We start from the raw sequence: 12,298 nt of genomic DNA on the forward strand, positions 1-12,298 counted from the left end.
AATATTTATACATATTCCATTTCTATTTCCTATGATCTTGTGATAAATGTTTCAAGGGATGGAATGAATCCTACACCTCATAAAGCGAACTATCCGGTAAATTTGTATTATATAATTTTAAGCTATGAAGAAATCAGAGATATCACGTAAGGATTTTTTAAAAAATACAGGACTCGCAGTTATGGGTATGACCATCGCCCCAGGATTATTAAGTGCTAAAGGCATTTTATCGCAAGGAGGTAATGAAAAAGCGTCAAATTTTGCAAAAGGAACATTTACATTAAAGAATGTGCTTTTGGAAACCGGGTTTGAGTATGATGGTGATGAGGTTATCCATACCAAAACAGGACTGTTTTGCATAACGATCAACGACGACAAGATCAAAAGCGTAACGGCCAATAAACCGAACGACTCCAATGCCATTGATGCAAAGGGTTTCTTAATGCTGCCGGCTTTCAAGGACATGCACATCCATCTGGATAAAACTTTTTATGGCGGTCCATGGCAAGCAATACGCAGAAGATCAGGTGGCGTGAAAGGTATGATCGAATTAGAAAAACAAATCATTCCTGGATTGTTGAAAAATTCTGTTGACCATGCAGAAAAGCTTATTGAATTACTGCAGTCAAAAGGTACCTCTTATGCAAGAAGTCATGTAAATATCGAGCCCACTTCAAAATTGCAGTCGCTCAAAAATCTTCAAAAAGCATTAGAAAATAAAAAGAAAGGCTTTGGCGCAGAACTGGTAGCCTTTCCACAGCACGGCGTTTTCTATACCGACTCGGCTCCCTATTTAAAAGAAGCAGCAAAAATGGATATTGATTTTATTGGAGGGGTCGATCCTTATTCTGTAGATGGTGCTATTGAAAAAACAATGGACTTTACCGTGCAGCTTGCCTTAGATAACAACAAAGGTATCGATATTCACTTGCACGAAACTGGCGAATCCGGACTGAAAACAGTAGAATATCTGATCAAAAAGGTAAATGAAAATCCCGTTTTGAAAAATAAGACTTTCCTAAGTCATTGTTTTGTTTTGGGAAAATTAGATCTACCCAAACAGGAAGAAATCGCCGAACAGTTGGGTGCAGCAGGTATTGGAATTGCCTCTACAATTCCTTTTGGCAGGTTGATCATGCCGATTCCGACTTTGTATAAATACAATGTAAACGTTCTCGCAGGTAATGATTGTATCATAGACCACTGGAACACATGGGGAAGCGGAAGCGTATTGCAAAAAACGAATGTGATGGCTCAGTTATATGGCTATGCAACAGAGTTTTTGTTGTCTAGAAGTTTAAAATTGGCAACCGGAAATATTTTGCCATTGGATGATAAAGGTGTACAACAATGGCCCAAAGCCGGTGATATTGCAAATCTGGCGTTCCTTGATGCAAGCTGCTCGGCAGAAGCAGTTTCTCGTATTTCTCCAGTAAAGTCTCTTATTCACGAAGGTAATATCGTGTATTAAAGATCAACAAATACACAAATATCTAAGGACACCACATGATTTAAAACAGGTAGTGTCCTTTAGTGTTTCGATCAATAAATGAATACACAAAAATTTTAAAATGAACAATAGTGAAGTGCTGTTAGAACCCAAACAGCAAGAACAAAAAAATGTAGAACAAAAAATAAATCCCTATACCGTCAATGATAAACCTTTATTAACGCGTTCTACTTTATGGCTTATGACGATTACCACTGGTGTTGTCGTTGGTAATAATTACTACAATCAACCATTATTGGGATTAATGGCAAAAGATTTTAGGGTTACGGAATCTCAGATTAGTATTATAGCGATGCTGACGCAGATTGGTTTTGCACTTGGTTTGCTATTCATCGTTCCATTAGGAGATATGATGCGTAGGAAAAAGCTGATATTGGGAATATTTTTCCTTATGACCATTTCCCTTTTAGCTATGACCATCGCTCCCAATTTAGGATTCCTTTGTGTTGCAAGTTTTCTGGTAGGTTTTACATCCGTAGTACCACAAATGTTTGTTCCTATGGCGGCAGAAATGGCAACGCCTGAGAAAAGAAACTCAGCGATTGGTATGGTAATGAGCGGACTATTATTGGGAATCCTATTGTCCAGAGTTGTTGCCGGATTTGTTGGAGAGATCTGGGGCTGGAAAATGATTTATTATATTGCAGCAGTTGCTATGATAACCCTAGCCGCACTCATATCTGTAAAGTTACCGGACATTCATCCTTCTTTTAAAGGGAATTACAGCAAACTAATGAAGTCTCTCATTCATTTAACCAAAACACAGCCGGTATTGCGACTGGCTGCATTTCGCGGGGCATTAGGGTTTGCTGGATTCAGTGCTTTTTGGATAGCGCTCGTATTTCATTTAGAAGGAGCACCTTTTCATGCAGGATCTTCAGTCGCCGGATTATTTGGTCTGGTAGGAGCTGTTGGGGCCATAGCTGCGGCATTTGTAGGAAAAATAGCCACGCGCATTCCGGCTTATAATATTGTACTGACGGCTATTCTACTTTTATTGATCAGTTGGATTATATTTTATTTTGGAGGCTATACCTACCTTGGATTAGTTGTAGGCGTAATATTGCTCGATCTTGGATTACAATCTATGCATATTATGAATCAGTCGAGTTTTTTTGCTTTGAATTTGGGAGCTAACAATAGATTAAATACCGTTTATATGTTCAGCTATTTTGTAGGTGGTTCATTGGGAACTTTTTTAGCGTCTCAAGCCTGGAAATATTACCAATGGAATGGTGTAATCGGCGTCGGAGTCATTTGTACTTTGTTGGTTTTGGCTGCACATATCGCCTACGAAAAAAAATAAAAAAAGCTCAAACATCAAGTCGGATGTTTGAGCTTTTTTATGGATAATGGTCTATCTATTTATCCTTAAAGATCTCTTCTAATTTCTTATTCAACATCTCTCCTCTCAAATCTCTAGCCATGATTTTCCCCTGCGGATCAACCAGCAAGGTACTTGGAATGCCCATGATGCCATAATATACTGAAACTTCATTTGCTGCCCCTTTCAAATCTGAAAGCTGTGTCCAGGGCATGCCGTCATCCTGTATGGCCTTTTTCCATTTTTGTTCGTTATCATCAAGGGAAATACCCACCACCGTAAAGTTTTTATCTTTATATCTGTTATAGGCTTTTAAAACATTTGGATTTTCTGCACGACATGGGCCACACCAACTGGCCCAGAAATCGATCAATACATATTTGCCTATAAATTCAGAGAAAGTTACAGATTTACCGTGGTTGTCGTTCTGCGTAAAATTAAACACCGGACTACCAATCTCACTACGTTTCAATACCGCTACACGCTCGGTTAAAGCCTTTCCCTGACTAGTTGCCTTCATCTTCTTGCTCAACTTCTCATACACCACATTTACATCTTTGTAGGTGCCCAACTCTGCACGGTCAATCACCAGACTAAGACTAAAAGGACTATTGGGATGTTCTTCGATATATTTGTTGGAGATGCCCCGTATCTGGCTCTTTATTTCCTGAGCCTTTTGTTCCAAGGCCAATTGCTCTTGTTTATCTACCCTATTCCAATTTCTGTATAAAGCCATTTCCTGGGAGGACAAGGCTGCAATTGACTTAGTATAGACATCTGCCTCATCCTGAATTTTAGAGCCCTTATGCTTGATCTGATCTAAAGAATCTACATTTCCAGAAATCTGCATCGTTCCCGGTTCCACATACATCCATATCGGTCTCTTTGGGAAATCGATTAAAATTTTACGAGGTTCGTTAAAAGAGGCTGTCCAGGTAAACCTATTTGCTGATACTTTTACCTTAGTCTTTTTATATGCTTTACCTTCATAATATTCGATAGCCAACTCCCTATCTCCTAGCCCTTTGATATCGCCCTTTAATTGGACCTTCTGCCCAAAAGCTGTAGCGGTAATACCAAATATTCCCGCCAGGACCAACAATTTATATATACTCATAACAATATTTTTTTGATTTATTTAAAAATTTCAGCCATTTTTTTGTCCATAGCTTCATCATTCTCTCCCCCGCCACCATACCGGCCGATAATTATTCCTTCCTTATCTATCAGAATTTTGGTAGGCAGCGAATGGATGCCGTAACCTTTAGTGATGTCATTAGAGCTATCAAAACCTTTATCTGTCATTTTCAGTCCGCTTAGAACGTGTTTCCAAACACCAATCTGGTCCTTTTCTACTGCTTTTTTCCAGGCTTCCGGATTGCTGTCATCACCAGCTACCCCGATAATTTCCAATCCTTTACCTTTATATTTACCGTATAAAGAGAGCAAATGTGGGTTCCCTTTACGACAAGGCACACACCAACTGGCCCAAAAGTCGATCAACACATACTTCTTTCCTTTAAAATCGCTTAGGCTCAGTTTTTCTCCATTGATGTCTGTTGCCGAAAATACTTTAGCTGTACTTCCTGGCGATCCGCTTTCCAGTTCAGTGATTTCTCTGTATATCTCTTTACCCGATGTACTGTTTCTAATCTTTTCTGTCCAGGCATTGTAAATAGCTTTTGCATCTGCAATGCTCAGCGAACCCATTTTAAAACGCATCAGAAAAGCCGATACATAAGAGTCAGGATGTGTGTTGATAAAAGTCCAGTCTATTTTATCCATTCTGGCATTAAAAGGTCCAAACTGTTCTTTGATAGCAGCGGCCTTTTCATGGTCCTTTTCATTTCTGTAAGCCCGTGATAGCGGTTCCATTTCCTTACGGATGGATTCTTTTTCGAGGGTTAGTTCCGCATACTCGTCATTGCTCAGCGATCCTTTCAACACGACCTTTTTAAAAGCTCCGTAAGTAACCGTCAGGTTCATTTTACCGGGTCCTATAAAAATTTCTGCTGTATTGGGATCATCATTATCCCTGATATTCCTTGCAGCAGCAACATGTCCCATAACAGGTTCTGCCAATCTACCTTTAAACAAAAAAGTCCCGTTGCGAATAGCAGCGCTATCAGCTTTAAAACCTTCACCTACAGGATAAAACAGGTATACGAACCCGGTCCGTTTTCCTGTGATCTTTCCAGCGATACTGAAATCCGAAAGATCGTTTTTCTGTGCAAATCCTGGCAGACTTAAAAGTGCTGCCAGGCTAAAGAACAATAGTCTTTTCATATGGTAATTAATTTCTACTGTATCCAGGGTTCTGATCTGCGATATTATTGGTATTCAGCTCTGTAGAAGGAACAGGCAGGATAAGTGAAGTTTCAGACTTAATTTCCGGCCTGAAATCTGCCGATTGGATAGTTGCAAAAGGAAGCCTGCGCAAAGCCAGCCAGTCCAGCCCGTTCTCAGCCACAAAATTTTTCATGGTTTCCTTAACCACCAGCACCTGGAATGCAGCTGCACTGGAAGTACCATCAACAGTGGCAAAATCGGTAAGACCTGCATGGCCCATCACTTCCTTAAGCCGCCCCTTGGCTAATGCCAGGTCTCCACCAGATAATGCAAGAGCCTCTGCCTGTAACAGGTAAGCTTCTGTTAAACGAAAAGCATAGGCATTAACCGATAATGGCGTAAAACTGATAGTTGTAGGACTTCCTGAATAATACTTGGTAAAAGTATTTACCGTTGCTCCTCTTTTTACAATAGGTTTAAAGGTCCACGCTGCCCTCGGGTCATTCTCCATCATTTTGGCTAGCTTGGGAGTAGCCATATACTGGTTGTAATACTGGTATTGCATGTATTTATAAGTATCATTAGGGAATGGCTGTCCGATCATCATTACTTCCTGACTGCTGGCTCCAAGAGTCAGGAATATATCCTTTGTAGATCCTTCCAGTTTAAAATTACTGCTTTTAATGATATCATCCGTAAGGCTGATTACAGTAGCGTAATCTGTACCTATTCCTCTATTCATCAGCACCCTGGCTTTCAACAGCTTGGCCACCCATACATTGGCATAGCTCAACTTGGTATTTCTTAGTGGTAAGCCTGCAATAGCAACATCCAGGTCAGCAATTATTCCATCATAACTATCCTTAACATTAGAACGAGGCAGGTTAATGTTGTCAGAATTCACAAATTTATCCCTGATGATAATGCCGTATTTACTGTTGATATCCCTGTACTGTCCATAATGAAAAAGCAGATCTGCATTACCAAAGGCTCTTAAAAATCTGGCCTCGGCCTGCAGCTGTTTCTTAGTATTATCGGCAATAGTGGTAACCGGTTCAATATTCTTCAGAAATCCATTGGCTGCATTAACCAGATTATAAGCATATCCCCATTTACCGGCCGCAGCAGGACTGTTTCTATTCACCGTAAAGTCATTCAGCCCATCGGTGTTGTTGTTTACAAGCAGACCGCTCAGCTCAGAAGGTACAGTTTCAAAAACATCTATCCATCTAAGGGAGGGAACCCCGTTATTGTCTGTCGATGAATTTGCAAAGCGATAATAAACACCATTAAGTACAGTACCAGCACTTTTTGCATCGATGATCACATTTCCATCTACCTGTCGGTCGGAAGGAAATACATTCAGCTCCTTTTTACAGCTCATAAAAATACAGGCTGGTAAAACAAGCATTAACCATTTTTTATATGAAAGTTTCATGTGAATAATTTAAAATTGAATTAAAAACCTAGTTTAAACCCTAACGAAAATGACCTTACCGTTGGATAATTGCTCACGTCAAAATATCCGCCACTTACACTATAGGTATCATTAGTAGTTTCAGGATCATTTCCCGGGTATTTGGTAATGGTAAACAGATTGGTAGCAGATGCAAATAATGAAGCATTCAGCAAACCTGCCCTTTCCATCCATTTGGATTTACCCAGCTTGTAGTTTAGAGAAACCGTTCTTAACTTGATATAAGATGAGCTGAAAACATTCATATTAGATATTGGAGCCACACCATCGCCATACAATAAACGAGGCTGATTCGTTTCCGTATTACCCGCATGATACCTATTTAACATCACTGCGTTGGCGTTGGAAGATCCGGAGAACTGCATACTGCCAATGTGATCTCCCCATACCAGGCTTCCTCCCTGTGAGAAGGTGAAATAAAATTGCAGGTCAAAATTCTTATAACCAAAACCCTGACTAAAGCCACCATAATACTTAGGTGCAGCCTGAGCGATGATCTCATTAGTTTTTGGGAAAGCACTTTGATACTGTTTGTACTGTTCGTAATCCAATTCATACATCAGGTCGCCGATATTTGTGTACGGGTAAAAAATCATTCCAATAAACCCGAGCTCCTTCTTATAAGCATCCAGTTGCTCCTGGGTCTTGATAATACCTGTTACCTTATAACCTGTAATCAGACCAAGTGGTTTGCCTTCAATCAGTGTCGTGCTGTTACCCAGTTCCAAGCCAGTTAAGCTTCCAATCTGTTTCAGATTTGCAGTAGCATCTAATTTGGTTACCAGCGATTTATTCCAGGTCACATTCAAAGACCCATTCCATCTGAAGTTTTTAGAGCGTATGATGTCACCAGCAAGAGAAACTTCCAAACCTGTATTTTTAATATCAGCCGTATTTCTCAACAAAGAAGAAAAAGAACTGCTGGATGCAATTGGCAAGGACAATAACACCCCATTGGTTTTTTTGTTGTAATAATCTACCGTTGCTTGTAAGCGGTTATCGAACAAGGAGATGTCGATACCCGCATCAGCTTCTTTTGTACTCTCCCATTTGATGGCCGCATTCCCCAACTGTGTTGGAATCAATGCATTACTTCCCGCATAAGCGTAAGGACTATATAAGGTACGATACATTTGATCACCGATATTCTGCGTACCAGTTAAACCATAACTACCGCGAAGTTTAATGTCATCAATCCATTTTACATCTTTAAGGAAGTTTTCCTGAGAAACTCTCCAGGCAACAGCTCCGGAAGGGAAATAACCGAATTTGTTGTTAGGGCCAAATTTTGAAGAACCATCAGCCCTGCCTGTAAAGGTAAACAGGTATTTGTCAAGCAATGAATAATTTGACCGCAGGTAAAAAGACAACAGATAACTCTGCGGCTTACCCGGATCATCACCCCTTGTAATCAGCGGAGTGGTGGCCGAAGAAAGGTTATTCAATACCTTATCATCTGGATAACCAGTAGCCGTTGCACTAAAAAAACTGTTCTTTATCGTTTCATAGGATGTACCTGCAAGTACAGTCAGTTCGTGTATATCATTAAAGGTTTTATTATAGGTAAGTGTATTCTCTAGAAACCAGTTGGCCAACCTGCTGTTTGAATTGCTGCCAATCCCCCCATTGTTAGTTACATTTCCCTGCACACTGCCGACACTTAAAAAGCTTGGAATATAGTTACGCTGGTTATAGGTTTGCATATTCAGGGACACTGTACTCTTGAATTTCAGGTCTTTGGTGATATCATACAATCCCGAAGCTGAGCCCATCAGGCTAAAGGTTTTTGCGTTATTGGTGGCCTGAAGCAGTGCTACCGGGTTTTGAAAGCCCATATAGCTATAACCTACAGTAGAAAAATTGGTAGGAATACCTTTTTCATCATAAGGTGCAAAATCAGGCCGCGCCCTCAATGCCTGTCCGTAAGCACCATCGCCAATATGCTGATTGGTGTAACCCAACAACAGGTTAGTAACAAACCTGAAACGCTTACCAATCTCATTTTCGAGATTCAGCTTACCTGTTACCCTTTGATAGTCTGTATTTTTTATCACTCCCGGGGTACTATTGAAAGAGATAGAGCTAAAATACTTAGAAGCAGCTCCTCCGCCCTGAACAGACAGATCGGCATTGTGCGAAATGGTATTGCGGGTAACCTCATCGATCCAATTGGTATTGGCCCTTCCAAAAAAAGCAGAAGGATTTTTAACAATAGCTTCAGTTTCGGCCGGCATATAGTCCGCAGCCTTTGTATGCTCGTCAAAATCATTCTTGGCAGCCTCAGAAATGAGCATCTTGTACTGATCAACATTCAGTACATTAGGTGTAATGGCCCGGCTAGTAGTACTATAGTAATTGGCAACAATTTGTGGCTTCATATCTTTCTTACCGCTTTTAGTCGTAATGATCACGACACCATTAGCTGCTTTCGAACCATAAATTGCCGTTGATGAAGCATCCTTAAGAATACTGATGGATTCAATATCATTGATATTCAATCCGCCAATACTGTTCAGTCCATTTACAAAAGACGAAGACAGTCCAGCACTTACCCCTCCAGCATTATTGGTATTATTAGCAACCGGCGTACCTAAATCAAAGCCCGTATTTATAAAATTGCTGCGCACCTGTACCGGTACCCCATCAATGACATATAATGGGTCGTTACCCCCCAAAAGCGAAGTTGAACCACGCACCCTGATCTTAACTGCACCACCGGGGGTTCCATCGGCCTTAGTTACCTGTACGCCCGCAGCTTTACCAGCCAGGGCATTATCAACTGTTGCAAAAGGCAAATCCTGGACATCTTTTGCACTTACTATAGCAACAGAACCTGTAAGGTCTTTCTTTCTGCTGCTGCCATAACCTACCACCACCACCTGATCCAGATCTGATGAAACAGGTTCCAATCGTACAGTGATATTATTCTGATCACCGATTTTTATTTCTCTTGATTTATACCCGATATAAGAAATCACCAGAACAGCACCTTTCTCTGGTATAGAAATGGAAAAACTTCCGTCTTCTAAAGATCTTGTAGAACCCGAAGCTCCTTTTACACTAATTGAAGCACCTGGGAGCGGCTGGCCAGACTCGCCCAATACCCTTCCCTTTATTATTTCCGCAGAAAGATAATCCTTGATAACTCCGATAAGGGTCTTTTCTTTTTCTTTGACCACAATTGTTTTGTTATCAATCGCGTAAGTTAAAGGCAATCCATCAAGGCACTTGTTCATCACCTCATTTACAGAACTTTGATCAAATGCCACATTAATCCTTTTATCTACACTCACCTTCTTTACAGAAAGCAGGATGTTGTAACCAGTCTGTTTTCTTACTTCTTTGAATACCTGTTCAAGGGAAACATTTTTCCCCGTGAAGGTAACATTCTGGGCAAATCCGGAGGCATTCACCTGCAGAATTGTCGCGATCATTAATATAGTGATCAAATTAATTCTCATGATCAGTTTTCCTTTATCAATATCTTTCAAAGCATAAATTGCAGCATTCAAAAGAAATTGCAAAACTCTGAATATGTGCCTGTTAAGCCAACACATCATTTTAGTATATATTTTATACATTTGTTAGTCTGGTTTAAGTTGTTAAAAAGTTGTTACGTACAGGTTTTACGGTTTACCAGAAATCATAAGGGCTTCGATTGCGACTCGAAGTCCTTTTTTCCACAAACCGGCTGTGTTGATCTAAGGGTCATGGCAATGTCTTATCATAATTGTTTAGTTGGTTTATTTGGTTAATTATTTCATTACTATTATTTTGTTACCTTCTACACGAAACTGTACCTCACCGGTCATTTCCAATACTTTGAGTATACTTGAAACGTTTTTAGACCTGCTGACCGTGCCCCAAAACAGATCATTTCTCAATTCCTCATTTTTAAATACAACTTCTACATTGTACCAATTTGATACTTTTTGCATAATACTTTCAAGAGGTTCATTTTTAAACATGAAGTAATCATTTTTCCAGGCAATAGCATCATTTACATCTACTTTGTTAACCGAAAGATCTTTATTGATATGTAGGGTAGATTGATCACCGGGACTCAGTGTTATCGATTTATCCTTAAGATTATTAAAGCCTTGTTTGTTTAACAAACTTAACCGAACGGATCCTTCCAACAGGGTCGTTTTTATATTTTTTCCGTCTTTATAAGCTTCAATGTTAAAATGTGTACCTAACACTTCAAGTTCCTGACCCCTGCTCAACACGATAAAGGGGATGTGCGTGGCTTTTTTACTTACTTCAAAATAAGCTTCGCCACTCAATGTAACTCTACGCTCAGTTTGGTTTGCAAACGTCGTTGGAAAGGTGAGTGATGAAAAAGCATTCAGCCAAACGCGGCTGCTGTCAGGTAAAACAACTCTATACTGTCCTCCCTTCGGGGTTTCAATAGTATTATATTTAATTGTTTTAGAAGCCAGTTCAGTATCTCCAGTAACCTGATATATCAGCTGCCCATCTGCCGTCTTAGAAATTTTTACGCCGTTTTGGGTAGCAATTGCGGTGGTTTTAGAATCGTTCAAACTGACTCTTTCCCCGTTCGACAAGGTTAGTATAGCTTTATTTCCACCAGGAGCAACATCTTCTTTTTCAGACAGGTAATTAACATTACTTCTAGTATTATAATAGGTATATATCAAAAAGCTACAGCAGATCAAAACTAAGACGGCAACCATTTTATAAAACGATCTTAACCAGATCGTTCCGGACTTCCTCATGTAGGTTTGATTAAATTCGGAAAACAGTCTTTTTTTAACAACTTCTTCGCCCCCACCTGAAGATAACCACTCTCCAAAGTTTACCTCGTTATAATTTATTTCATGAAACCAGTTGTCAAGTTCCATGTATTCATCTTCAGTACAATTCCCTTCATCATTTTTTTTCAATAAAACACGTAATCTATCTTTATTCATATCGCTGGCTTTATATTAACATAATGCACTTCTTGCCCATTACCGTTACTTGGGATGAAAATATTTTTTCAACTACTATCAGGCTACTTTATAAATTGTTATTTTCACCAAATATATGGTCAGGAATCTTATCATTAATTACAACAACAGTACTGAAAGGGAACTCATTGAACTCTGGAAAAAGGGTAACGAAGAGATTTTCGAATACTTTTATAATCGGCACGTTATAAAGCTGCTGAGCATTGCTACACATAAGGTCGGAAATCCGGACGTTGCCCAGGAGCTGGTCCAGGATACCTTTTTAAGCCTATATAAAAAAAAACAGGAGATAAGGGAAGAAACGAATCTCGCTGCATATTTATATATCGCCTTAAAAAAGAACATTCTGAATCATTACAGAAAGGAAAGCACGCACAAAAAATATGAAACCTACGTGTTAAGTCACAGATCAGAACTAGATCACAGTACAGAATGGAACATTAATACCAAAGAACTTGAATTTCAAATCATTGAAGAAATTGAAAAGCTTCCTCCACAATGCCGAGCAGTATTTAAGTTAAGCAGACTGGATGGAATGAGTGATAAAACAATTGCCACAACACTCAGTATATCTGTAAACACGGTCGAACAGCATAAAAGAAAAGCATTGAGAATCTTAAGGTTTGCATTTAAGGATTACCTTGGAACTGCATTAATTCTCTACCTATTAAGATAGTACCATAACAATCCATGTTCCTTTCATAAGTCCAAGTTTTTGTAAGATA

The 12,298-nt window shown here is 39.5% G+C and carries 8 protein-coding genes; 3 read left to right on the forward strand and 5 right to left on the reverse strand.

The annotated features are described in order from the left end of the window. Window positions 1–124 precede the first annotated feature (124 nt). Window positions 125–1,471, forward strand: a complete 1,347-nt coding sequence (locus P0Y49_10810; protein WEK21626.1) for an amidohydrolase — start codon at window positions 125–127, stop codon at window positions 1,469–1,471. Window positions 1,472–1,571: 100 nt separating this feature from the next. Further along, window positions 1,572–2,816 (forward strand): MFS transporter, encoded by a 1,245-nt coding sequence (locus tag P0Y49_10815; protein WEK21627.1) that lies wholly within the window; start codon window positions 1,572–1,574, stop codon window positions 2,814–2,816. Window positions 2,817–2,871: 55 nt separating this feature from the next. Here the strand turns inward: P0Y49_10815 and P0Y49_10820 are convergent, their stop codons facing one another. From P0Y49_10820 to P0Y49_10840, 5 genes are all read right to left on the reverse strand, one after another. Beyond that, a complete protein-coding gene (locus P0Y49_10820; GenBank protein ID WEK21628.1) occupies window positions 2,872–3,951 on the reverse strand; it encodes a TlpA disulfide reductase family protein in 1,080 nt (359 codons plus the stop codon). Between the two features lie 17 nt (window positions 3,952–3,968). Continuing rightward, window positions 3,969–5,120 (reverse strand): TlpA disulfide reductase family protein, encoded by a 1,152-nt coding sequence (locus tag P0Y49_10825; protein ID WEK21629.1) that lies wholly within the window; start codon window positions 5,118–5,120, stop codon window positions 3,969–3,971. Window positions 5,121–5,127: 7 nt separating this feature from the next. Next, window positions 5,128–6,561: a RagB/SusD family nutrient uptake outer membrane protein gene (locus P0Y49_10830; GenBank protein ID WEK21630.1), complete on the reverse strand. Its 1,434-nt coding sequence runs from the start codon at window positions 6,559–6,561 to the stop codon at window positions 5,128–5,130. Window positions 6,562–6,581: 20 nt separating this feature from the next. Further along, window positions 6,582–10,181, reverse strand: a complete 3,600-nt coding sequence (locus P0Y49_10835) for a TonB-dependent receptor (protein WEK21631.1) — start codon at window positions 10,179–10,181, stop codon at window positions 6,582–6,584. Between the two features lie 174 nt (window positions 10,182–10,355). After that, window positions 10,356–11,534, reverse strand: coding sequence for a FecR family protein (locus tag P0Y49_10840; protein WEK21632.1), 1,179 nt, complete (start codon window positions 11,532–11,534; stop codon window positions 10,356–10,358). Between the two features lie 115 nt (window positions 11,535–11,649). On the opposite strand from P0Y49_10840, the gene P0Y49_10845 reads away from it, so the two are divergent. Next, window positions 11,650–12,249 (forward strand): RNA polymerase sigma-70 factor, encoded by a 600-nt coding sequence (locus P0Y49_10845; GenBank protein ID WEK21633.1) that lies wholly within the window; start codon window positions 11,650–11,652, stop codon window positions 12,247–12,249. Window positions 12,250–12,298: the final 49 nt, after the last annotated feature.

Origin of the sequence: Candidatus Pedobacter colombiensis, from assembly GCA_029202485.1 — a bacterium.
GTDB classification, from domain to species: Bacteria; Bacteroidota; Bacteroidia; order Sphingobacteriales; family Sphingobacteriaceae; genus Pedobacter; species Pedobacter colombiensis.